Below are 21936 nucleotides of genomic sequence, written 5' to 3' on the forward strand. Positions count from 1 at the left end.
CAACTCTCAGAGCTTGCCCGGTCGTTGGGCCCGCCATTGAAAGGCCAGGCCCGCGAAGAAGACGAGCCAGCCGGTGATCGTGTACGGGTAGAGCGCGGGGTCGGGAAGGCCGTGGAAGGGTCCGGTGAACATGAAGACGCCCATGCCGACGGCGCTGATCACCGACCCGATGCCCCAGAGGTTCGGCCGCAGCACCCGGCTGCGCGCCCACGGTGCCACCCACCCCGTCACCAGGGTCACCGCGCCCAGCACTCCCAGCGTCGCGACGACCAACACCGCTGCCACGGTGATCCAGTCCATCAGTGCCCCCACTCCCCCGGCGCCTGCCGCAGCGGCACGCGCGCGGAAGCGATGATGACACGCGAAGCTGTCCGTCGTGCATGAGGCCGGTCACGGCGTGATCACGGCCCGAACGGGGCCCGGTCAGGACATCCAACCCGCCTGGTACGCGGCCCAGTCCGACTCACGGGCCGCGAAGTCGACGTACAGGGCGACGCCGAAGTGTTCGCGGGTGCGGTCGGTGCGGGAGAGGCCGAGGCGGGCGCCTCGGACGGCTGCCCGGGCCGTCTCGGCGGAGCCGTGGTGGGCCATGTTGTCCTCGTAGTAGAAGGGCAGTCCCATCAGCAGGTCCGTGGACTTCGGGGTGACTTCGAGGGCGAGGGAGGTCTGCTGGGCGACGTATCCGCCGTACAGGCTCTCCAGGGGCATGGCCGTGTCGTACGACATCACGGCTATCTGGTCGACCCGGCGCGCGACCTGCCCGAAGTACGACTGGGACCACCACTTGGGGTGTCCGCTGAGCGCGCCCCGGATCGAGTTCGCGGCCGGGAGCGGATCGATCTGGTGGGCGGCGACGGAGAGTTGGGCTCCGGCTGCCCGGGTGACGCGGCGCAGGTCGTCGAGGAGGGAGAGGTAGTCGCGGTTCTCCGAGTGCAGGGGTTCCAGGTCGAAGTGGGCGCCGGCGAAGCCCGCGTCCAGGATCTGCCGGGTGGAGCGGACGACAGCCGCCCTGGTCGCCGGGCGCTCCAGGCGCAGCCCGGTCGGCCCCTCGCTCGCGAGTTCGTCCCCGAGCCAGGCCTGTACGCGCACGCCGGGCAGCTCCTCACGCACGGCGGAGATGAACCAACGCGCCCTCGGATAGTCCGACTTGGGCAGCGTCCCGTCGTGTTCCAGTGGGCCCGCGTGCACGTACAGGTCGCGTATGCCGGTGCTCCGCAGCCGCTCGGCGAGCGCCTTCACGTCCGCGTCGCGCTTACGCCCGTCGACCCAGGCGTGACCCAGCCAGAAGGCGTCACGGTTCCTGGTGTGCGTACCGGGGCCCGGGTCCCCGGCGTAGTTCACCCGCAGGGCGATTCCGGCGGCGAGCAGCGGGACGATCAGCACCAGGGCGAGGACGAGCGCGATGCGCTTCGGCCAGCGGAGGCGGGGGTTCCGCCAGACGCGGGCCACGGGCCGGAGCCGGCCGGGGGTGCGGCGGGGACGCTCTCGCGAGGGCTGAGACACCTGAGCGGTGTCAGCGGCTTCCTCGGCGTCGATGGCCTCCGCGGTTTCCGTCCGCGCTGCCGTCTCCTCCCCCGGCTCGCCGCCCGCACCCGTACCCGTCCCGGTTTCCGCGCGCCCCACGTCCATCCCCCGTACTCCCTCCCACGTCCCCCGTACCCCTCGTACATTAAGCGGCCCCACCGACAGCGCACCCCGCTCGCGCGGCCACGCATGCGGCCATACGCTCCCAAATGTGACGTCGCCCCTGAGCCGAAGCCGGTCGCGCCGAGCCCCGTCGCACATAGCCGGGCGGGTGGCGCATGCCGTGTTCGGGGGGCTGCTGGCCCTCGGCTGGCTGGTGCTGCCCATCACCGCGACCGGGGCGCCCGGCGGCATCGACACCGTCGCCGCCGGACAGCCCGTGCGCTCGCCGTCGGTCGTCCCCGGTGAGGCCGACCCCGGTGAGGACGAGACGTCCGCCTCCGACCTGGTCCTGCCCGTGGCGCTGGTGGGCGCCGCCGGAGCCGCGGCGGCGTTCACGTACACACGGCGGAAGCGGCGCGCGAGCACCCGGACGACCCCGGGCGGGGACCTCGGCATCCCACCGGTCGCCTCCCTCTGCGAACTCGACCGGCAGGCGCGGACATCGCTGGTCGAGACCGACGACGCGGTCCGCACCAGCACCGAGGAACTCGGCTTCGCCGCCGCCCAGGCCGGCGCGGAGGCGGTCGAGCCGTACGCGGGCGCGCTCGCTTACGCGAAGTCCGAACTGACGGCGGCCTTCCGGCTGCGCCAGCAGCTCGACGACGCCTTCGCCGAGGACGACAGCGACAAGCGGCGGCTGCTGGAGGAGATCGTCGCGCGGTGCGCGGACGCGCAGCGGCGGCTGGACGCGGAGGCGGCCGGCTTCGACCAACTGCGCGCCCTGGAGCGGGATGCACCGAGGGCGCTGGAGCACGCGGAGACCCGGTTCCGGGAGCTGACGACGCGCACGGGAACCGCCGACGCAGCGCTGGCGGATCTGCGCAAGCGGTACGCCCTCTCCGCGTCGGCGACCGTCGCGGGCCACGCCGAACAGGCCAAGGACCGGCTCGTGTTCGCCACCACCCACCTCAACCAGGCCCGGCAGTCCGTCGACCTGGACGATCAAGGGCCGGCAGCCGTCCATCTGCGCGCCGCGGAGGGCGCCGTCGACCAGGCGGGCACCTTCGTGGATGCCGTGGACCGGCTGGCCGCCGACCTCGCGGCCGCCGTGGGAAAGCTGCCCGCCGCGCTCGCCGGGACGGACACGGACCTCGCTGACGCCCGCGGCCTGCTCCAGGGCACGGCCTTCACCGTCCCCAGGGGCGACCTCCAGGGCCGGATCGCCCGGGCCGAGTCGGTCGCCGCCGACGTACGCCGGGAGATGTCCGCGGGGCCCTACGACCCCATCGACGCCCTCCGCCGCGTCGAGCAGGCCGACGCCTCGCTCGACGAGGCCCTCGCCGGTGCCCGCTCCCGCGAGGACGCCGACCGGCGCGCGCTCGCCCTGCTCGACCAGTCCCTCCTCACCGCCCGCAGCGCGGTCGCCACGGCGACGGACTTCGTCACGACGCACCGGGGAGCGGTGGGCAGCGAGGCCCGCACCCGGCTGGCGGAGGCGGCACGCAGGCTGGCCCGGGCGGAGACCCCGGGAACCACCGGCCAGACCCTCTCCCCCGGCCCCGCCGCCCTCGCCGACGCCCAGCAGGCCGACGGTCTGGCCCGGGAGGCGCTGCGGCTCGCCGAGCGGGACGTACGGGCGTACGGCAATCCGTACGACGGCGGGACGGTGGCGGGAGCGCATGGCGGCGGCGGGATGGGCGGTGCCGTGCTCGGTGGAATCATCCTCGGCGGCGGCGCCGGGCCCGGGGGCGCCGGTCATGGTCATGCCGGGCAAGGGGGCGGGCCCGGAAGCTTCGGCGGCGGCGGGACCCGTGGACGCAGGGGCGGCGGCGGACGCTTCTGAACCGCACGCCCCACACCCCACGCACAAGGAGCCCTCATACCCCTAGAACAGGCTCAGCAACGCCTCCGCGGGATCCATCAGCCCCGTCTCCCCGTCCGGCAGCGGGAGTTCGAACCAGACCGTCTTGCCGCGGGGCGTACGCCGGGAGCCCCAGGCGGCGGAGAGCAGTCCGACGAGCTGCAGTCCGCGCCCGCCCTCGTCGGTGTCGCGTGCCCGGCGCCGACGCGGCTGCACGAGCCCCGCGTCCCAGACCTCGCACACCAGCGTGCGGTCCAGGAGCAGCCGGAGTCTGATCTCGCCCTCGCCGTAGCGCAGCGCGTTGGTGACCAGCTCGCTGACGAGCAACTCCGTGGTGTCGACGAGGGGTTCGAGGCCCCACGACACGAGCTGCGCACGCGCGTACTCGCGGGCCTTGCCGACGCTGCGCGGCTCGCGCGGGAGGGTCCAGTCGCCGACGGAGTCGGCGGGCAGCCCCTGGACACGTGCCATCAGCAGCGCGATGTCGTCCTCGCCGTGGTGGGTGTCGAGGGTGTTGAGGACGTGGTCGCAGACGTCCTCCAGGGGTCGGGAAGGGTCCGTCAGCGCGCCCACGAAGGCCTGGAGGCCCTCGTCGAGGGGATGGTCGCGGGATTCGACGAGTCCATCCGTGTAGAGCGCGAGCAGCGCACCTTCGGGCAGTTCGACCTCCACCTCCTCGAAGGGCTCGCCGCCCACGCCGAGCGGCATGCCCGGCGGCACGTCGAGCATCAGCGCGCTCTCGCCGGGCTCGACGAGGACGGGCGGCAGATGGCCGGCGTTGGCGAAGGTGCACCTGCGGGTCACCGAGTCGTAGACCGCGTACACGCATGTCGCGAGGTACACCTCGGAGAGGTCGGCGTCGCGGGGCTGGCGGGCGGTGCGGGTGGCCTGCTGGACGCCGCCGGGGGTGCCGAGGCCGCGGGCGATCTCGTCCAACGCGGAGAGGACTTCCGCCGGTTCGAGGTCGAGCAGGGCCAGGGTGCGTACGGCCGTGCGGAGTTCACCCATCGCGACGGCAGCGCGCAGACCGCGGCCCATCACGTCGCCGACGACCAACGCCGTTCGGTGGCCCGGCAGTTCGATGACGTCGAACCAGTCGCCGCCGACCTCGGTGGCCGCGTTGCCGGGAAGGTAGCGGCAGGCGATGTCCAGGCCGGAGGCCTCGGGGTCGCCCGGGGGCAGCAGCGACCGCTGGAGGATCAGCGCGCGCTCGTGCTCACGGCGGTAGAGGCGGGCGTTGTCGATACAGACCGCGGCGCGTGCCGCCAGCTCCACCGCGAGGGCGCGGTCCCGGTCACCGAACGGCTCGCTGCCCTTCGTACGGGAGAACTGGGCAAGCCCTACGACGGTGTCGTGGGCGACCATCGGCACGGCGAGCGTGGACTGGACGAGGCCGCCCTCCTCGGCGGGCAGGTACTGGGGGCGGGCGGTGCGCAGGGCGTCCGCGCAGGGCGAGTTGAACGGGAAGTGGTGGACCGTGCCGGGGGCGACGGGCGCGGGCCCGCCGATGAAGGGCGCGTCGGAGACGGCGCTGGCGAACGCGACGCGGCGCAGCTCGGCGCTGCCGTCGGCGAGCCCGGGCGGTGTCTCGTCGCCGGCCAGGAGTCCCTGGTAGAGGTCGACGGTGGCGAGGTCGCAGAAGTTGGGGACGACGACGTCGAGGAGTTCGCGGGCGGTGGTCTCCAGGTCGAGGGAGTTGCCTATGCGGGCGCCCGCCTCGTTCAGGAGGGCGAGATTGCGCCGGGCGGAGGCGGCCTCGCGGGCGGCGGTGCGGCGGGCGGTGATGTCGGTTCCGAGCCAGGCGATCCCGATGGGGCGGCCGGTGCCGCTGTGCACGCGGTAGAGGTTGATGGACCAGTGGCGGCGCTCCTCGGAGCCCGGCACGAAGCCCGTGACGTGCATGTCCGTGATGGAGTCGCCGGTCTCCAGGACGCGGCGCAGTGTCGCGGCGATGCGCTCGGCCTCCGGGCGCGGAAGGTAGTCGCCGGGGGTGCGGCCGCGGTGGTCCTCGACGGTCCCGCCGAAGACCGAGGCGAACCGCTCGTTGGCGCGACGGATCCGCAGGTCGGGGTCGATCAGCAGGAAGCCGAACGGAGATTGACCGAAAATCGCCTGCGAGGCGGCGAGGTCGGTCTCGATCGAGCGCAGCGTGCGGACGTCGACGACGATGCACACAGCGGCTCGCTCGCCGTCCTCCGTTGTGGTCGGCATCACATAGACCTCGGCGAGCCCTTCCCCCCCTTCGGGGGTGGGCGCCCGGAAGGGGACCACGCCGGTCCACTCCCGGCCGTCGAGGATCTCCGCCATCTTGCGCTGGCCGCGCTCGCGTTGGTCGGGGGCTACGAACGTCTCTATGGGGTCCATGCCGACAGCACGCTCGGCGGGGATGCCGAAGACCTGCTCGGCCCGCAGGCTCCACTGGTCGACGAGGCCGTCCGCGCCGATGGAGAACGACGCGACCTTGATGTAGTCGTAGATCGAACCGGGTGGGCTGCTCTGCCACATCGCCTCGCCCGTGGCGTCCGCGGAGCTGTGCGCGGCGGAACTCATCGCCGCTTCAGCCCTCGCGCCGTCCGACGGGTCCTCGGACTCCGTGGCCTTCGCTGGTATCTCGCTCACGCGAACCGTCCCCTCCAGCTCACCGCGTCCGGCACCGGTCACCGGGGGCGGCTGCCCGCAGTATCCAGCACTACGGTGCCGCACAACACGGTGTTCACGATCACAGCACGGTCCCGATGATTTTTGGACCGGCCGCGACATACTCCCAGTCTTCTAACCAGGTGGCGCCCCGTCGAACCAAAGACTCCGGCTGTCCCTACTGGCTTGAACCGCTCGGTCAGCTCGGCACGGCCAGCTCGAACCAGACCGTCTTGCCAGTGTCTCCGGGCCGGGTGCCCCAGCGCAGCGAGGAGCGCGCCACGAGTTGAAGGCCTCGGCCGCTCTCGTCGTCGGGGTGGGCGGCCCGCTCGCACGGCGGGTCGGGCAGCGGATCGGAGACCTCCACCAGCAGGGTGTCCGGCATCCCGGCGGGCCGCACCAGCCGGACACCGATGGGACCGGTGGCGTGCCGCAGGGAGTTGGTCACCAGCTCGCTGACCAGCAGCGCGGTGACATCGCCGACGCAGTCGAGGCCCCAGGTGCGCAGTTGGCCCCGGACGACGGCACGGGCGGTGCGGACGGCACCGGGCTCCGCGGGAAAAGTCCACTCGGCGCAGTTGCCTTCGGTGTCGAACACGCCGATCACTTCCCAGGCCAGGAGCACACCCATGTCCGGTTTCGTGGGGTTAATAGGCACATACCCGATATAGGGGAGGCCTTACCGCGCACGAGGGCGCACTGTGGCACGAACGGCGTACGAGATCCCCTCGCCTGCCCGCGTACGGCAGCGCCTACGCGTCCCACGCCTGCGCACTCCGACGCGCCGGCACACCCCAACCCGCCTGCGCGCCACGGCTCAGCTACGCGCCTCGACTCAACAGCACACTCTTCACCGCCGGTACGTCCTGGTCGAGCCAGTCGACGTCCCAGATCTCGTCCGGGGTCAGCCAGCGGAGTTCGTCGTGGTCCTCCAGGGGCCGCGGGTCGCCGGTGAGCAGCCGGGCGGTCCACACCCGCAGGACGTACCCCGGCTTGAGGGGCCATTCGCCGGGGACGCGCTCCACCGGCTCCGCCTCGATACCCAGCTCCTCCCTCAGCTCGCGCACGAGGGCGGCTGCGGGGGCCTCGCCGGGCTCGACCTTGCCGCCCGGCAGCTCCCAGCGTCCGGCCAGCTCGGGAGGTGCGCTGCGGCGGGCGGCCAGCAGGCGTTCGCCGTCGAGCAGGGCGGCCGCGACGACCACGATCGGTTCGGTCATGCGCCGGAGCCTACGGGAGCGCCACCGGGCGCCGGAGGCGGTGGACCACCCGGCCGCACCGCTGCGGATCACCTGCCGGCGCCGCTGCCGTTCTGGGCGATCCGCTCGACCCAGTAGAGCTGCTTGTGTCCGCGGTCGTCGAGGCTGTCCGCGATCTTCTGGGCCTCGGCCCTGGTCGCGTACCTGCCGACGCGGTAGCGATTGCCGTTGTCGTCCTGCCGTATGACGAGCCAGGGAAGAGTGATCGTGCCGTCGTTCATCGCGCCCCTCCACTTCCCGCCCGCGGCTCTGGCCGTGCCCCACCCGCTAAGGAAACCGCAATCCGCATATGCCCGAGCCTACGCCTAACCTTTACGCAGCGAACACGGCTTTTCACAAAGAGGTACGCAACCGGCCAGAACGCGGGACCTGTGAGAACGGCCAGATTCCAACGCCGCGCGAAGGTACGGCGGTTGGCCCGGAGCCGGGTCAACCGCCGTGGAGGCGTGCGCTACTTCACCGGCAGGTGGTACGCGATCCGGTACCGGTCCGCCGGGACGACGACGTCGGCCGTCTCGACCGGTCGCCCGGACGCGAAGAACGTCCGCTGGATGACGAGGACCACGTGCCCCGGTACGCCGCCCAGCAAGAGGAGCTCCTCGGCGAGGCCGGGGCGGGCGCCGACCTCCTCCGTGACGTTGTCCACGACCACGTCGATGGCGGCCATGCGCTCGACCACGCCCATGCCGCCGAGCGGGCCCTCCTCGGGGAGCATCACCGGCGTACGGCCCGTGACGGTGAGGGGCTCCCAGGAGGTGGAGAGCATCATCGCCTCGCCGCCGTCCCGGTAGACGTACTGCGTGCACATCACGCGGTCGCCGGGCTGGACGCCGAGTCGCTCGGCGACGGCGCCGCTCGCCTCGACCTGCCGGCTGTGCGACTCCCAGGTGCCGCGCGCCGCGCCTTCGGCCTGCTCCTGCCGGAACGGGGTGGCCCCGCTGTCCGGCCGGTACCCGGAGCGGGCGACGCGGCGGGGCACGGGCCGCTCCCGCACATACGTCCCCGAGCCGGAGCGGCCCTCGACCAGTCCCTCGGCCATCAGGACCTTGCGCGCCTCCAGGGCGACCGTGTCCGAGACGCCGTACTCCTCGCGGATGCGGGCCTGTGACGGGAGCCGGGTGTGCGGTGGCAACGAGCCATCGACGATCTTCTGGCGGAGATCACCCGCGACGCGCAGGTACGCCGGCTGCTCACCGAAAGTCACTGGCCGCTCCCATCAGGTTGTACAGACAGCAACAGCCTGGCAACCGAGGGTTGTGCCATGCAAGCAAAGGCCAGAGAATCACTCGAAGTGATGACTTATTCCCACGGGGGGCTTTACGCAGGCACTTTCTCCCCGCTATGGACGCCGTCACACCTCGATACCGGTGTCGCCTCCGCCGCTGTCCTGATCTCCACCGTCCCCGTCGTCGGCGGGCGGGGTGGTGGTGAGGCCCAGAGCCTTGCGCGTGGTGACCGTGTTCCTGGGGTCGATGTACTTCATGGCCTTCTCGTAGTGGGCGTAGAACGCGTCGGGGTCCTTGGCGTCGGCCGCCTTCGCCCACTCCCCCTGCGCGAGCTCGATGTTCTTCACCAGGGCGGCCATCGGCTCGCCGACGGCGTCCGGCCAGCTGTGGCCGCGCAGGGCGCCGGTCTGCCGGGTGAGCGCGTCCGACATCCGGGTGGCCCACTTCCTGTGACCGGGCAGGTCGTCGTCGACGTACTCCTCGTCGGGAGCCGAGTTCATCGCCGAGTTGAGGATGTGGGCGGCCTGAAGATAGGCGACCTGATCCGCGTCGAGCCGGGTGGCGTCGTTGCGGAGGGAGCCGGTGAGCGAGCCCTGCTCGTCGGTGTTGCCGAACATGCAGGTGACCTCGCGGTCGCCGAGGCGCCAGCTCTGCCGGGTGGGCGTGAAGTAGTACACGTCCACGTTGCCCGGGAGGGCCCACAGGTCCATCGCGTAGGTGTCCTGGAGCGCGTAGCACTTGTCGTCGGCGGCGTCGGTGACCGCGTTGTCGCCGGGGTAACTCCCGCCGCTCATCTTGAAGTTAGCGAACACCTCGGCGTCGTGCCGCCCGCTGCACGGCACCGAGTCGACGTCGTACGCCGTGCCCTCCAGGGCGTCGCCCGGTGCGTCGAAGCACTCGCCCTTGTCGAGCGAGAAGGCGGTGCCGCCGCTGCCGCGCGAGTCGTCCGCCGCGTCCCGGAAGCCGTCCCAGAAATCGCGCGCACCGCCGGTGACCAACGCGACGGCGAGCAGCACGACACCCACGGACGACATCACCATGCCGCCCACCGCCATCCCCTTGCCGCGCTCGCCCCGCTTCTTGATCTGCCGGAGCGCGACCGCCCCGAGGACCAGCCCGACGGCGGGCAGGAAGCACAGGATCCCCAGCACCAGCGCGGAAATCGCGAGCCCGTTGACGGGCACGGGCCGGTTGAACGGGGAGTACCCCTGACCCCAGGGAGCATACGGCGCGCCGTACGGCTGCTGGTACGGGCCGCCGCCCTGGGGGTGTTGCGGGTACTGCGGGTACTGCGGGTACTGCGGCGGGTACGAGCCCTCGGGCTGCTGCGGCCCGGGCGGCGGGGGTATGGCCACGGGTACCTTGCTCCTAGTCCGGATGGGGCAGAACGGGCGTACGAATGCGGTACAGCTGGGCGCATCGTAAGCGCGGCGCGGGCGGGGGCGGTATGCGGGTGACGAACAGGACGATTGGGGATCGCGAGGCCACGGAGGAGGTCGAGGAGAGTCGCTGACCCGCGGTCGGAACCGCGTCGGGCGGAAACCGGCGCATCTACCCTGCGGACATGACTCCCTTGCCGGATTGCTTCTGTCCTGCCGACGGCACCCGTGTCCCCGCCGGCTCGCTCGCCTGGTGCTGCCCGGCCTGCCGGGGCCCGCTCGATCTGGACTTCGCCCCCACGCCGGCGCCGTTGAAGTCCCTGGCCGGACGGGTCAACTCGCTGTGGCGTTACGCGGAGTGCCTGCCGCTCGCCTCGCCCACGGTCAGCCTCGGCGAGGGGCGGACCCCGCTCGTCCCGCTCAAGGACGGCATCTCGGCCAAGCTCGACTTCCTGATGCCGACGCTGTCGTTCAAGGACCGCGGCGCCGTGCTGCTCGCCGAGCTGGCGCTGCGGCTGCGCCCCCGCCGGGTGATCGCCGACAGCAGCGGCAACGCGGGCACGGCGATCGCCGCGTACTGTGCGCGGGCCACGCTGCCCTGCACGGTCTACGTCCCCGACGGCACGTCCCCGAAGAAGCTGGAGCAGATCGAGGCGCACGGGGCCCGCACGCATGTCGTGGACGGCGACCGTGAGGCGACAGCGCGTGCGGCGCGGGAGGCCGCCGACGAGGAGGGCACGTTCTACGCCTCGCACGTCTTCAACCCGTACTTCCTGCACGGCACGAAGACGTATGTCCACGAACTGTGGGAGGACCTCGGTGGACGGCTCCCCGACGTGATCGTCGTACCCGTCGGCAACGGCACCCTGCTGCTGGGCGCGGCGCTCGCGGTCGCCGAGCTGCACTCGGCGGGGCTCATCGACCGGCGGCCCGCCCTGTACGCCGTCCAGGCCGCCGCCGTCGCCCCGCTGGCCCGGGCCTGGGACGCGGGGGCGGACGACCTGGTCGGCGTCACGGCCATGGCGCCCACCTTCGCGGAGGGCATCGCCATCCCGCGTCCGCCGCGAGCCCGGCAGATCCTGCGGGCGGTGCGGGAGTCCGGCGGAGGTTTTCTGACCGTGACGGAGGATCAGATCCGGCACGCTCAACGGGACCTGGCCTCGCAGGGGCTGTACGTCGAGTCGACGGGAGTTGCCTGTTGGGCGGCCGTACGGGACGGCTCGCTCGGGGAGCGCAGCGCCGTCGTACCGCTGTGCGGGGCGGGACTGAAGACGGGACTGGCGAGCGCGTAGCCGCGCGGCCCCTGGTTCAGCCGCCGCGGGAGAAGAGCTCGCGCGCGGTCTTCGCCACCAGGTCGGGGCACTCCTCGTGCAGGTAGTGCCCGCAGCCGGCCACCACCTCCACGCTCAGGTCGTCCGCGTGGCGGTCTGCGCCGGACAGCACGCCGGGCGGCAGCATGAAGTCACGCTCCCCCGCGAGGATCACGGTCGGCGTGGTGAGGCGCAGCTTCTTGTAGCGGCCCAGCACCAGCCTGGCGATGTCCCGCAGCGCGAAGGCGCGGTGCAGTGCCTCCCCGGCCCGCGCCCGGGCGGGTTCCTGGCTGGAGCGGACGAACTCGTTCATGGCGGCCGGTGTCCACACCGCCCTCTCGACCACGCCCTTGCGCATCAGATAGCGGGTCAAGCCGGGCCTGTGGCGCAGCAACCAGCGGCCGAGCAGCGGCTGTTCGAGCAGCGCGGTGTACCAGAAGCGCCAGGCCTGCGGCATCAGCCGACGGTGCTGCGGCCAGGGGTGCAGCATGTTCAGGGCCAGGAAGTGGGTGATCCGCTCGGGGGCCCGCAGGCACAGGTGGAATCCGGTCCAGGCGCCCCAGTCGTGCCCGATCAACCGGGCCTTGTCCAGGCCGAGTCCGTCCATCAGCGCGAGGACGTCCGCCACCCTGCTGTCGGTGTCGTAGCCCTTGGCCGGTGCCTCGGACCAGCCGAAGCCGCGCTGGTCCACACAGATCAGCCGGTACTCGCCGGACAGCAGCGGGACGAGCCGCCGCCAGCCGTACCAGTGCTGGGGGAACCCGTGCAGCAGGATCACCGGCTTCCCTTCCCCCGCCTCCGCGACATGCAGCCGCACCCCTCGTACCTCGACGTAGCCGTGCCGTACGGCCTTCAGTTCGGGCATGGGCGGCGTGTGGTTCTCCACGGAAACTCCTGGGGCTCGACGTGTCTGTCGGCCTGTCAGGAGGACGCGTTCGGCGCAAAGGTTCCGCGCGACTGGCCGGAACGCCTCCGGAAGGGGCGCGGCGGGGTGAGGGCGTCCCACTGGAATGCTCGGTGTTTCCTTCCCCGTTCATGAGTATCGCCTTTCATGAGTATCGGCGTTCATGAGTATTTCCGTTCACGAGTATTGCCGTTAATTTACCGAGCGGCTCCGCTATTTGCTTCACAAATCGTTGACCGGCGCTTGACTGCGCAAGGCAACGATGCGAATCTCTCCGCACATCACACGGGGGGAGCACCAGCCATGACCGACGCTGCGCACAGCGGCTGGCCGACGGTCGAACTCGATCCCGTACGGCGACTGAAGGTCATCGCGGCCGCCACGAAGCACCCGACCTTCGCCGAACGGCACTTCGGTGCGGCGTTCGATGAACTGTGGTCCGTCGCCTCGGATCTGGAGCAGGAACTCCCCCATCTCGTCCCGGGGCTGCGCTCCTTCACGATCACGTCGTCCGAGGGCGACCGGCTGTCCGGGCGGGCGGTCGGCGCCCTCGGCCACCGTGAGCACTTCGACGTGGTGCTGCGCCCCGGCTGGTGCCTGATGCAGAGCAAGATCCTGACCAGCGGCATGGCAGCGATGCCCGACGCAGGCGGCAGCCGCTTCGCCTTCTTCAGCAGCCTGCGCCTGCCCGGCGGCCAGGCGCTGGACCGGGTGCGCCGCACAGGATCGGCGCAGCGGCACGAGGAAATCCTCGACCGCCTGGAGCAGCGGCTGGAGACCCGGTCGGCCCCGGGCAAGGCTGAGTGACCGTCAGCCCCAGGCGACCCGGAACGACCCTCAGTCCCAGGCGGCCCGGTGCGAACGTCAGTCCCAAGCAGCGCGGAACGACCGTCGGGCCCGGAAGAGCCGGGACCTGACCGTTCCCACGGGGACCGCCAGCAGTCCGGCGACCTCCTGCTCGCTCAGCCCCTCGACATGCCGCAGGGTCAGCACGACCCGGTGCTCGGGCGCGAGTCTCGCCATCGCGTCGGCTATGTCCGAGGCGAGCTGCACATCCCCCGCGATGGGCTTGTCCTCCCATTCCACGGGTATGGTGCTGCGCCGCTGCCGCTGCTTGGCGTATTTCACCGCCTCACGGACCGCGATGGAACGCACCCAACCGAGCAGCGCCGCAGGCGTCTTCAGCTGGCGCAGGTTGCGGAATACGGCGATGAGCGCGTCCTGAGCGGCATCCGCCCCGTCCTGTAGGGCCACGGGTCCGCAGATCCGGCCGACGTACGAGGCGAGGATGCCGAGCAGTTCGTCCATCGCCAGGGCGTCGCCGCGCTGTGCTCCCTCCACCAGGCGGGCCAGCACCTCTGGATCCCACCTGGTCGCGCTCGCTCCGCCCGTCCCGGTCACCGCGCCTCCGACGCCTGTGGGACCGTACGCGGAACCGAAACGGAATTATGTCTTCCAATTTCGCGAGGAGAACCCCGGAACACGAATAACCGACCCCCGTCGACGGCGAATTGAATTCCCACACGCCAGGCGCAACCCTAGCACCGGATATGGAAATTCAGACAGTTGCCCGGGAGAACTCCGGGGCCGGGACCCTCACTTCTCCGCACCGGCGCGTATGTCAGTTCCGGCCAGTTGCGCAACCCCGGGAGTACGCGCCCGAGAGCGCCCCTCTGTCCCTGTGAAGCTCCACCGACGCAGCCCCCGATGCGTGCGGAGCGTCGATCCGTGAGGGAGGAGAACACGCATGACCGAAGCCGACACAGGCTTTCCGCGACCCGGGCCGGGTGCCCGGCAGCCGGCGGACGAGGATCCGTGGGCCAAGGCGGCCCTGCTCGTACGGGCCGCCCAGTCCGGTGACGCCCTGGCCCTCAACGACCTGCTGGACCTGCTGACGCCGTACGTCAGCCGCCTGTGCCGCCCGATCGCGCTGACCGACACCTCCGACGCGGTCCAGGAGGCGCTCATCGCGGTTTTCCAGGGGCTGCCCAGGCTGAAGGATCCGCGCGCCCTGTACGCATGGGTGCGCACGATCACCGTGCGCGAGGCCGTGCGCGTGGCGCGGCGCGCCGAACACGAGACCCCGGTGGGCGAGTTCGACGACGTCCCCTCGTCACACAGCCCCGAGGTGGCCGCGGATGTGCGTGACGTACTGCGTCGGATGTCGACCGAGCACCGCGCGATCCTGGTGCTGCGCGAACTCGAAGGACTCGACGAGCGATCGGCGGGCCAACTCCTCAACATCTCCTGCGGCACGGTGAAGTCGCGGCTGCATCGCGCCCGTCACAGCTTCCGAAAGGCGTGGGCGCGATGAACGTCGACTGGCCGGCCATCGAGCTCGACCCCGTACGGCGGCTGCGCGTCATGGCCGCGGGCCTGAACGCCGTCATGTACGCCGACGCCCACCTCGACATCCCCTACCCGGACGTCTGGGCGGTGGCGAGCGACCTGGAGGGCGAACTCCCGCACCTGGTGCCGACGTTGCGGGCCTTCGTCACGTCACCGGCCTCCGAGACCCGCCAACACGCCTGGGCCTACGGCCCCTTCGGGCATCGCGCCTTCTTCGACGTGGTCCTGCAGCCGGGCTGGTGCCTCATGCAGAGCCGCTATGTGATCGGCGGCATGGCAGCCGTCCCGGAGGGCTCCGGGACCCGCTTCGCCGTACTCGGCGGCCTCCGCCGGCCCCGCCCCGCCCAGGCCCTGACAGCCCTCCGCCCCCTGGGCCGGACCCGAGGCCACCACATGATCGCCCGCGCCCACCGACGAGCCACCGCCCGCCTCGCCCCCCGACCGCCCCGGGACACGTGAAAGCGGGACCCGTCCGCCCCTCCACCCTCGTGGAGAAGCAGACGGGTCCCGCTTCACGTAGGACTCGCTCAGACGTTGAACCGGAACTCGACGACGTCCCCGTCCTGCATCACATACTCCTTGCCCTCCATGCGGGCCTTGCCCTTGGCGCGGGCCTCGGCGACCGAACCGGTCTCCACGAGGTCGGCGAAGGAGATGACCTCGGCCTTGATGAAGCCCTTCTGGAAGTCGGTGTGGATGACACCGGCGGCCTCGGGGGCGGTGGCGCCCTTCTTGATCGTCCAGGCGCGGGATTCCTTGGGGCCGGCCGTCAGGTAGGTCTGGAGGCCGAGGGTGTTGAAGCCGACGCGGGCGAGGGTGGCGAGGCCCGGCTCCTCGGCGCCGACGGACTCCAGCAGCTCCATGGCGTCCTCCTCGTCGAGCTCGGCGAGGTCCTGCTCCAGCTTGGCGTTGAGGAAGATCGCCTCGCCGGGGGCGACCAGGGCGCGCTGCTCGGCCTTGAACTCCTCGTCGGTCAGCTCGTCCTCGTCCACGTTGAAGACGTAGAGGAACGGCTTGGTGGTGAGGAGGTGCAGGTCGTGGAGGAGTTCTTCCTTGCCGGAGCCCTGGGCGATGCCCACCGAGAAGAGGGTGTCGCCCTTCTCCAGGATCTCCTTGGCCGCCTCGACCGCCGCGACCTTCGGAACGACGTCCTTCTTGATGCGCGACTCCTTCTGGAGGCGCGGCAGGACCTTCTCGATGGTCTGGAGGTCGGCGAGGATCAGCTCGGTGTTGATCGTCTCGATGTCGTCCTTCGGCGAGACCTTGCCGTCGACGTGCACGACGTTCTCGTCCTTGAAGGCGCGGATGACCTGGCAGATCGCATCGGACTCGCGGATGTTCGCCAGGAACTTGTTGCCCAGGCCCTCGCCCTCGGAGGCGCCGCGCACGATGCCCGCGATGTCGACGAAGTCGACGGTGGCGGGAAGGATCTTCTGCGAGGCGAAGATTTCGGCCAACTTGGTGAGGCGGGCGTCGGGGACGCCGACCACGCCGACGTTCGGCTCGATCGTGGCGAACGGATAGTTGGCCGCCAGCACGTCGTTCTTGGTCAGGGCGTTGAACAGGGTCGACTTGCCGACATTGGGCAGACCGACGATTCCGATCGTGAGCGACACGTTGCGACTTCCCGTACGAGAGGATGAGGGCTGGGCTGGGACTGCGTGGGCCCGGATCCAGGTTCCTTGTACGGGCCGATCCCCCAGTCTACGGCGTGCGCGGCCCCGCACCGGCGAGGTATCGAACGCATGGCCAAGGTTGACCAAGGTCCGCCCAACGGCGTGTCTGAAGGCCTATTCGACACATAAAACGACCTAAGTTGGTCCAGTGGAGCAACACAGGACGCGACCCCCTCAGCAAAGACCCCGACGCGGCGCGCCTCTTCCGGCGCAGGCCGGGCGAGGGGCGGCCGTCGGCGTACGGCGAGGCGCGTCGGCTGCCCGGCGGTCGGCGCCGCCGCTGGTCCAGGCCGTGCGGCGGATGCCGAATCCGCGGCTGACCGGGCTGGGCAGCGGACTCTTCTGCGGGGCGGTGATGTTCGTGCTCGGCTGCCTCGACCAGCTGCTGTTCGGGGCGTCGCTCACCGCGTACGGGGTGCTGTTCCTGCCGGTCTGCGCGCTGGCCGGCCTCTGGGTGCGACGCGCGGACCTCGTGACGGCGCCGGTCGTCGTCCCGATCGCCTTCGCCTTCGGGCTGCTGCCCGTCGCCGACGGGGGCGGCGGGCTAGGGGGCCGCGCGATGGGCCTGGTCACCGCGCTCGCCACGCAGGCCGGCTGGCTGTACGGCGGAACACTGGTCACCGGGCTCCTCGTGACCGTGCGCAAGGTGCGGCTGATGAGCCGCCGGGCGGACCGGCGCCGGGCGCAGCAGGTCGCCGAGCCACCGCGGCGACGCCCGCTCTGAGAACGCCGGCAGCCCCGAACCCGTCGGCTACGCCTTCCGCGCCGCCCGCATCGCCGCCCCCACGATCCCCGCGTTGTTCTGCAGCTGGGCCGGGACGATCTCCGCCTTGATGCCCTCGATCAGCGGCAGGAACTTCTGGGACTTGCGGCTGACGCCGCCGCCGATGATGAAGAGCTCCGGGGAGAAGAGCATCTCGACGTGGGCGAGATACTTCGTGACGCGGCGCGCCCAGTGCTCCCAGGTCAGCTCGTGGTCGTCCTTGGCCTTGGTGGAGGCACGGGTCTCCGCGTCGTGGCCGTGCAGCTCCAGGTGGCCCAGCTCCGTGTTGGGGACCAGCTCGCCGTCGAGGAAGAGGGCGCTGCCGATGCCCGTGCCGAAGGTGAGCAGCAGGACCGTGCCCTTGCGGCCCTGGCCGGCGCCGAACTGCATCTCGGCCACGCCCGCCGCGTCCGCGTCGTTGAGCACCGTCACCGGGAGCCCGCCGAGCCGCTCGCTCAGCAGGGCACGCGCGTCGGTGTCGATCCAGCCCTTGTCGACGTTGGCGGCCGTACGAATGGTGGAGCCGCCGGTGACCACTCCGGGGAACGTGATGCCGACCGGGCCGGCCCAGCCGAAGTGGCCGATGACCTCCTTCACGCCGTCGGCCACCGCGTCCGGGGTCGCCGGGTGCGGAGTGAGCACCTTGAAGCGCTCCTCCGCCAGGTCGCCGCGGTCCAGGTCCACAGGGGCGCCCTTGATCCCGGATCCGCCGATGTCCACACCGAAGATCTGCATGGCTCCACGTTACGACGTGGGACTGACGGTCACGCTCCGGAGGGTGCCGCCCCCGTGCGCTCGGCCACCAGGGCCGCCGCCTCCGCGCGCAGGTCGCGGCGGAGTTCCTTGGGCAGCGAGAAGGTGATGGACTCCTCGGCCGTCTTCACCGTCTCGACGTCGCCGTAACCGCGCTCGGCCAGCCATTCCAGTACGCCGTCGACGAGGACGTCCGGGACGGAGGCGCCGGAGGTCAGGCCGACCGTGGTGACGCCCTCCAGCCAGGCCTCGTCGATCTCGGCCGCGAAGTCCACCAGGTGGGCGGCGGGGGCGCCCGCGTCCAGGGCGACCTCGACCATGCGGATCGAGTTCGAGGAGTTCTTGGAGCCGACCACGATGACCAGCTCGGCGTCCTCGGCGAGCTTCTTCACGGCGACCTGGCGGTTCTGCGTGGCGTAGCAGATGTCGTCGCTGGGCGGGGAGATGAGCTGGGGGAACTTCTCCTTCAGGGCGTCGACCGTCTCCATGGTCTCGTCGACCGACAGCGTGGTCTGGGAGAGCCAGACGACCTTGGAGGGGTCGCGGACCTCGACCTTGGCGACGTCCTCGGGGCCGTCGACCAGCGTGATGTGGTCGGGTGCCTCGCCGGAGGTGCCGATGACCTCCTCGTGGCCTTCGTGGCCGATGAGCAGGATGTCGAAGTCCTCGTTCGCGAAGCGGACGGCTTCCTTGTGGACCTTGGTGACCAGCGGGCAGGTCGCGTCGATGGTGGCGAGCTTCCCGGCGGCGGCCTCGTCGTGGACGACGGGCGCGACGCCGTGCGCCGAGAACATCACGATGGACCCCTCGGGGACCTCCTCCGTCCGCTCGACGAAGATGGCGCCCTTCTTCTCCAGGGTCTGCACGACGTACTTGTTGTGGACGATCTCGTGGCGGACATAGATCGGGGCCCCGTACTGCTCCAGGGCTTTCTCGACGGCGATCACGGCGCGGTCCACACCCGCGCAGTAGCCACGGGGGGCGGCGAGCAGGACACGGCGGCCAGGCGAAGCAGTCATGCGATCCATCGTAAGGCCGCGCCCGGCGGGTCAAAGATCACCTCCTCGGGAGAGAGCGGGAAGACTGGGCAGGAGCGGGGAGGGATGGGGAGAGGTGGGGCCAGGGACGACGCGCGGGAGGCCATGGATGTCCGAGACGGAGACCGCCACCGGTACGGCAGACGAGTCCGGGGCGGAACGCGGACTGCGGCGCAGCCTCGGCTTCCGGGACCTGGTCGTCTACGGGCTGCTGTTCATCGCGCCGATGGCGCCGGTCGGCGTTTTCGGGACGCTGGACGCCAAGTCGCACGGGGCGGTGGCGCTGGTCTACGTCGTCGCCACGGTGGCCATGGCGTTCACCGCATTCAGCTACGCGCAGATGGTCCGTGTGGTCCCGCAGGCCGGCTCGGTGTTCGCCTACGCGCGCGTGGCGCTCGGCAGGGAGGCCGGATTCGTCGCCGGATGGATGGCGATGCTCGACTACCTCCTCATCCCGGCGGTGGCGTACCTCTTCTCCGGGATCGCGATGAACTCCCTGGTCCCGGGCGTCTCGCGGTGGGTGTGGACGGCGCTCGCGGTGGTCGTCACGACGGTGCTGAACCTGTGGGGCGTGCGGATGGCCGCTCGGGTGGGCTTCCTGGTGCTCGCGATGGAGATCGTCGTCCTGGTGGTCTTCGTCGTGTCGGCGGTCGTGGTGCTCGCGCGCGACGGGGCCGAGCGCGGCTGGCTGTCGCCCCTGTCGGGGGACGGCTCGCAGGGGGCGTTCGCCCTGTCGGCGGTCATCGCCGCGGTCTCGGTCGCCGTGCTGTCGTATCTGGGCTTCGACGCGATCGCCTCGTTCGCGGAGGAGGTCACCGGCGGCTCGGAGAAGGTGGCGCGGGCGGTGCTGTTCTGCCTGGCGCTGGCCGGTGTGCTGTTCGTGGCCCAGACGTATCTGATCGCCCTTCTGGAGCCGCTGTCGTCGGCGCGGCTCGCCGCCGAGCCGGTCAGGCAGGGGTCGGCGTTCTACGACGCGGTGGACACCTCCGTCGGCGGCTGGCTGCACGATCTGGTGGCCGTCAGCAAGGCGATCGGCGCGGCCTTCGCGGCGCTCGCCGGACAGGCCGCGGCCGGGCGCCTCGTCTTCGCGATGGCCCGCGACCGGCGGCTGCCGCGTGCGCTGTCGAGGACCGACTCCGGGGTGCCGCGGGCCGCGCTGCTGACGGCGGCGGTGATCACGCTGGTCGCCGCGGTGTGGGCGGCGCGGCGCGACGACGGCATGGACCACCTGGTGTCGGTGGTCGACATCGGCGCGCTGACGGCCTTCACGCTGCTGCACGCGAGCGTGGTGGGGTGGTTCGCCGTACGGCGCCGGGGTGGGCCGGTGGTGTGGTGGCGGCACGTCCTCGTCCCGGTCCTCGGCGCCGCGATCACCGTCGCCGTGATCGTGGAGGCCTCGGGCACGGCCCAGGTGGTGGGCGCGATCTGGTTCGCGGTGGGGGTGGGGGTGCTGGTTGTCCAGCGGGGGCGACCGGCACCCCCCGTCTCGGCCTGAACGGCCTCGTCCTCGAACTCCCCCGACGGGCCGAGACCCCCTCCTGTCGGTGGCGGCCACTACGCTCGGCGCATGGCTCTCAACACGTCCGCGGACGCCCCGCTGCCCGTCGGTGAGGTGTCGCGGCTCATCGGGGGATGGATCGACCGGCTCGGCGCGGTGTGGGTCGAGGGGCAGATCACCCAGTTGTCACGGCGTCCGGGCGCGGGCGTCGTGTTCCTGACGCTGCGCGACCCGTCGTACGACATCTCCGTGAGCGTGACCTGCTACCGGCAGGTGTTCGACGCGGTGGCCGACGTGGTGAGCGAGGGCGCCCGGGTCGTCGTCCTCGCGAAGCCGGAGTGGTATGCGCCGCGGGGGCAGCTGTCACTGCGGGCCGCCGAGATAAAGCCGGTGGGTGTGGGTGAACTGCTCGCCCGGCTGGAGCAGTTGAAGAAGTCGCTGGCCGCCGAGGGACTGTTCGCGCCCGAGCGCAAGAAGCCGCTGCCCTTCCTGCCGCAGCTCATCGGGCTGGTCTGCGGGCGCGCGTCCGCGGCCGAGCGGGACGTGCTGGAGAACGCCCGGCACCGCTGGCCCGCAGTCCGCTTCGAGGTGCGCAACGTCGCCGTGCAGGGTGTGCACGCGGTGCCGCAGGTCGTGCAGGCGGTGAAGGAGCTGGACGCGCTCGACGAGGTCGACGTGATCGTCGTCGCGCGCGGCGGCGGCAGCGTGGAGGACCTGCTGCCGTTCTCCGACGAGCAGCTCGTCCGGGCCGTGGCGGCGTGCCGTACGCCCGTCGTGTCGGCCATCGGGCACGAGCCCGACAACCCGCTGCTCGACCATGTGGCGGACCTGCGGGCGTCCACGCCGACCGACGCCGCCAAGAAGGTCGTGCCGGACGTCGGCGAGGAGTTCGAGCGGGTGCGGTTCCTGCGGGACCGGGCGCGGCGGAGCGTCGGGGCCTTCATCGACCGCGAGGAGCGCGGTCTCGCGCACGCGCTGGCCCGCCCCTCGATAGAGGATCCGCACCGGATGGTCGACGAGCGCGCGGACCATGTCGCGTCCCTCCTGGGCCGCGGTCGGCGCACCCTCGGGCACCTGCTCGACCGCGCCGACTCCGAGCTGACGCACACCCACGCGCGCGTGGTGGCCCTCTCTCCCGCGGCGACCCTCCAGCGGGGTTACGCGGTGCTCCAGAAGGCCGACGGTCACGTGGTCCGGGATCCGGCCGAGGTGGCACCGGACGAGCCGCTCAGGGCGCGGGTCGCCGAGGGTGAATTCACTGTACGAGCAGATGCATAGGGTGGGCGGATGACCAGCAAGGTGGACGAGGCGCTCGGGTACGAGCAGGCGCGGGACGAGCTGATCGAGGTCGTACGCCGGCTGGAGGCGGGCGGCACGACCCTCGAGGAGTCCCTCGCCCTCTGGGAGCGCGGCGAGGAACTGGCGAAGGTGTGCCGTCGCTGGCTGGAGGGCGCGCGGGCGCGGCTCGACGCGGCGCTGGCGGAGGAGGAGCCGGAGGGCGAGGAGGACGACTCCGAGTAGTTCCGAGCGGCCCTCGGAGCCGCCGCCGTCGACGCGAAGGGGCCCTGCGGGGCCTCTTTCGCCATTCCTGGGTCCCTGACGTTTCGCCGTTCCTCGGTCCCTGACGTTTCGCCGTCGCTGGGTCTGTGAATTTCGCCGTC

The 21936-nt window shown here is 71.4% G+C and carries 22 protein-coding genes; 9 read left to right on the plus strand and 13 right to left on the minus strand.

Going from position 1 to position 21936, the window contains the following annotated elements:
* Positions 1-6: 6 nt before the first annotated feature.
* Together AB5J56_RS16530 and AB5J56_RS16535 are read right to left on the minus strand one after the other, a co-directional pair.
* Positions 7-300, minus strand: coding sequence for a hypothetical protein (locus tag AB5J56_RS16530; protein WP_369233495.1), 294 nt, complete (start codon positions 298-300; stop codon positions 7-9).
* A gap of 123 nt (positions 301-423) precedes the next feature.
* Positions 424-1629 carry a hypothetical protein gene (locus AB5J56_RS16535; RefSeq protein WP_369233496.1) on the minus strand — a complete coding sequence of 402 codons (1206 nt, stop codon included), beginning with the start codon at positions 1627-1629 and terminating at the stop codon, positions 424-426.
* 166 nt (positions 1630-1795) lie between these two features.
* Here AB5J56_RS16535 and AB5J56_RS16540 point away from each other — a divergent pair, with 166 nt between their 5' ends.
* A complete protein-coding gene (locus AB5J56_RS16540; protein WP_369233497.1) occupies positions 1796-3469 on the plus strand; it encodes a TPM domain-containing protein in 1674 nt (557 codons plus the stop codon).
* 42 nt (positions 3470-3511) lie between these two features.
* Here the strand turns inward: AB5J56_RS16540 and AB5J56_RS16545 are convergent, their stop codons facing one another.
* The 6 genes from AB5J56_RS16545 to AB5J56_RS16570 form a co-directional block, all read right to left on the minus strand.
* Positions 3512-6106 (minus strand): SpoIIE family protein phosphatase, encoded by a 2595-nt coding sequence (locus tag AB5J56_RS16545; RefSeq protein WP_369233498.1) that lies wholly within the window; start codon positions 6104-6106, stop codon positions 3512-3514.
* Positions 6107-6323: 217 nt separating this feature from the next.
* Positions 6324-6755, minus strand: coding sequence for an ATP-binding protein (locus tag AB5J56_RS16550; protein WP_369233499.1), 432 nt, complete (start codon positions 6753-6755; stop codon positions 6324-6326).
* Between the two features lie 190 nt (positions 6756-6945).
* Positions 6946-7341 carry a (deoxy)nucleoside triphosphate pyrophosphohydrolase gene (locus AB5J56_RS16555; protein WP_369233500.1) on the minus strand — a complete coding sequence of 132 codons (396 nt, stop codon included), beginning with the start codon at positions 7339-7341 and terminating at the stop codon, positions 6946-6948.
* Positions 7342-7409: 68 nt separating this feature from the next.
* Complete coding sequence (locus AB5J56_RS16560) at positions 7410-7601, minus strand: SPOR domain-containing protein (RefSeq protein WP_369233501.1); 192 nt, start codon at positions 7599-7601, stop codon at positions 7410-7412.
* Positions 7602-7831: 230 nt separating this feature from the next.
* Positions 7832-8584 carry a GntR family transcriptional regulator gene (locus AB5J56_RS16565; protein ID WP_369233502.1) on the minus strand — a complete coding sequence of 251 codons (753 nt, stop codon included), beginning with the start codon at positions 8582-8584 and terminating at the stop codon, positions 7832-7834.
* A 147-nt stretch (positions 8585-8731) separates the two neighbouring features.
* Entirely contained in the window at positions 8732-9961 is a 1230-nt protein-coding gene (locus tag AB5J56_RS16570) for a DUF4190 domain-containing protein (protein ID WP_369233503.1), read from the minus strand.
* A gap of 209 nt (positions 9962-10170) precedes the next feature.
* Here AB5J56_RS16570 and AB5J56_RS16575 point away from each other — a divergent pair, with 209 nt between their 5' ends.
* Positions 10171-11277, plus strand: coding sequence for a threonine synthase (locus AB5J56_RS16575; protein WP_369233504.1), 1107 nt, complete (start codon positions 10171-10173; stop codon positions 11275-11277).
* Positions 11278-11293: 16 nt separating this feature from the next.
* On the opposite strand, the gene AB5J56_RS16580 is transcribed toward AB5J56_RS16575, so the two are convergent.
* Entirely contained in the window at positions 11294-12181 is an 888-nt protein-coding gene (locus tag AB5J56_RS16580) for an alpha/beta fold hydrolase (RefSeq protein ID WP_369233505.1), read from the minus strand.
* Positions 12182-12502: 321 nt separating this feature from the next.
* On the opposite strand from AB5J56_RS16580, the gene AB5J56_RS16585 reads away from it, so the two are divergent.
* Entirely contained in the window at positions 12503-13006 is a 504-nt protein-coding gene (locus AB5J56_RS16585) for a hypothetical protein (protein WP_369233506.1), read from the plus strand.
* Between the two features lie 57 nt (positions 13007-13063).
* Here AB5J56_RS16585 and AB5J56_RS16590 read toward each other — a convergent pair whose 3' ends face one another.
* Positions 13064-13600: an RNA polymerase sigma factor gene (locus AB5J56_RS16590; protein WP_369233507.1), complete on the minus strand. Its 537-nt coding sequence runs from the start codon at positions 13598-13600 to the stop codon at positions 13064-13066.
* Between the two features lie 346 nt (positions 13601-13946).
* Between AB5J56_RS16590 and AB5J56_RS16595 the strand changes: the two genes are divergently transcribed.
* Together AB5J56_RS16595 and AB5J56_RS16600 are read left to right on the plus strand one after the other, a co-directional pair.
* Complete coding sequence (locus AB5J56_RS16595) at positions 13947-14513, plus strand: RNA polymerase sigma factor (protein WP_369233508.1); 567 nt, start codon at positions 13947-13949, stop codon at positions 14511-14513.
* Positions 14510-15007, plus strand: coding sequence for a hypothetical protein (locus AB5J56_RS16600; protein WP_369233509.1), 498 nt, complete (start codon positions 14510-14512; stop codon positions 15005-15007). The genes AB5J56_RS16595 and AB5J56_RS16600 overlap by 4 nt, the downstream gene beginning before the upstream one ends.
* A gap of 68 nt (positions 15008-15075) precedes the next feature.
* Here the strand turns inward: AB5J56_RS16600 and ychF are convergent, their stop codons facing one another.
* Positions 15076-16164, minus strand: coding sequence for a redox-regulated ATPase YchF (gene ychF, locus AB5J56_RS16605; RefSeq protein WP_369233510.1), 1089 nt, complete (start codon positions 16162-16164; stop codon positions 15076-15078).
* A 361-nt stretch (positions 16165-16525) separates the two neighbouring features.
* Here ychF and AB5J56_RS16610 point away from each other — a divergent pair, with 361 nt between their 5' ends.
* Positions 16526-16948, plus strand: coding sequence for a DUF6542 domain-containing protein (locus AB5J56_RS16610; protein ID WP_369233511.1), 423 nt, complete (start codon positions 16526-16528; stop codon positions 16946-16948).
* 27 nt (positions 16949-16975) lie between these two features.
* Here the strand turns inward: AB5J56_RS16610 and ppgK are convergent, their stop codons facing one another.
* Positions 16976-17722, minus strand: a complete 747-nt coding sequence (gene ppgK, locus AB5J56_RS16615; RefSeq protein ID WP_369233512.1) for a polyphosphate--glucose phosphotransferase — start codon at positions 17720-17722, stop codon at positions 16976-16978.
* Between the two features lie 29 nt (positions 17723-17751).
* A complete protein-coding gene (locus AB5J56_RS16620; RefSeq protein WP_369233513.1) occupies positions 17752-18768 on the minus strand; it encodes a 4-hydroxy-3-methylbut-2-enyl diphosphate reductase in 1017 nt (338 codons plus the stop codon).
* Between the two features lie 118 nt (positions 18769-18886).
* On the opposite strand from AB5J56_RS16620, the gene AB5J56_RS16625 reads away from it, so the two are divergent.
* The 3 genes from AB5J56_RS16625 to AB5J56_RS16635 all read left to right on the plus strand — a co-directional run bounded on the left by AB5J56_RS16625 (position 18887) and on the right by AB5J56_RS16635 (position 21796).
* A complete protein-coding gene (locus AB5J56_RS16625; RefSeq protein ID WP_369233514.1) occupies positions 18887-20272 on the plus strand; it encodes an APC family permease in 1386 nt (461 codons plus the stop codon).
* Between the two features lie 72 nt (positions 20273-20344).
* Entirely contained in the window at positions 20345-21553 is a 1209-nt protein-coding gene (gene xseA / locus AB5J56_RS16630) for an exodeoxyribonuclease VII large subunit (RefSeq protein ID WP_369233515.1), read from the plus strand.
* 9 nt (positions 21554-21562) lie between these two features.
* Positions 21563-21796 (plus strand): exodeoxyribonuclease VII small subunit, encoded by a 234-nt coding sequence (locus tag AB5J56_RS16635; RefSeq protein ID WP_369233516.1) that lies wholly within the window; start codon positions 21563-21565, stop codon positions 21794-21796.
* The last annotated feature ends 140 nt before the right edge of the window (positions 21797-21936 follow it).

Origin of the sequence: Streptomyces sp. R21 (genome assembly GCF_041051975.1) — a bacterium.
Lineage (GTDB): Bacteria > Actinomycetota > Actinomycetes > Streptomycetales > Streptomycetaceae > Streptomyces.

Coding starts and splice junctions, on each gene's coding strand:
- AB5J56_RS16625 (WP_369233514.1), top strand. CDS start 18,887: ATGTCCGAGACGGAGACCGCCACCGGTACGGCAGACGAGTCCGGGGCG.
- AB5J56_RS16635 (WP_369233516.1), top strand. CDS start 21,563: ATGACCAGCAAGGTGGACGAGGCGCTCGGGTACGAGCAGGCGCGGGAC.
- AB5J56_RS16610 (WP_369233511.1), top strand. CDS start 16,526: ATGCCGAATCCGCGGCTGACCGGGCTGGGCAGCGGACTCTTCTGCGGG.
- AB5J56_RS16595 (WP_369233508.1), top strand. CDS start 13,947: ATGACCGAAGCCGACACAGGCTTTCCGCGACCCGGGCCGGGTGCCCGG.
- AB5J56_RS16600 (WP_369233509.1), top strand. CDS start 14,510: ATGAACGTCGACTGGCCGGCCATCGAGCTCGACCCCGTACGGCGGCTG.
- AB5J56_RS16530 (WP_369233495.1), bottom strand. CDS start 300: ATGGACTGGATCACCGTGGCAGCGGTGTTGGTCGTCGCGACGCTGGGA.
- AB5J56_RS16575 (WP_369233504.1), top strand. CDS start 10,171: ATGACTCCCTTGCCGGATTGCTTCTGTCCTGCCGACGGCACCCGTGTC.
- AB5J56_RS16585 (WP_369233506.1), top strand. CDS start 12,503: ATGACCGACGCTGCGCACAGCGGCTGGCCGACGGTCGAACTCGATCCC.
- AB5J56_RS16560 (WP_369233501.1), bottom strand. CDS start 7,601: ATGAACGACGGCACGATCACTCTTCCCTGGCTCGTCATACGGCAGGAC.
- xseA (WP_369233515.1), top strand. CDS start 20,345: ATGGCTCTCAACACGTCCGCGGACGCCCCGCTGCCCGTCGGTGAGGTG.
- ppgK (WP_369233512.1), bottom strand. CDS start 17,722: ATGCAGATCTTCGGTGTGGACATCGGCGGATCCGGGATCAAGGGCGCC.
- AB5J56_RS16535 (WP_369233496.1), bottom strand. CDS start 1,629: ATGGACGTGGGGCGCGCGGAAACCGGGACGGGTACGGGTGCGGGCGGC.
- AB5J56_RS16550 (WP_369233499.1), bottom strand. CDS start 6,755: ATGGGTGTGCTCCTGGCCTGGGAAGTGATCGGCGTGTTCGACACCGAA.
- AB5J56_RS16620 (WP_369233513.1), bottom strand. CDS start 18,768: ATGGATCGCATGACTGCTTCGCCTGGCCGCCGTGTCCTGCTCGCCGCC.
- AB5J56_RS16555 (WP_369233500.1), bottom strand. CDS start 7,341: ATGACCGAACCGATCGTGGTCGTCGCGGCCGCCCTGCTCGACGGCGAA.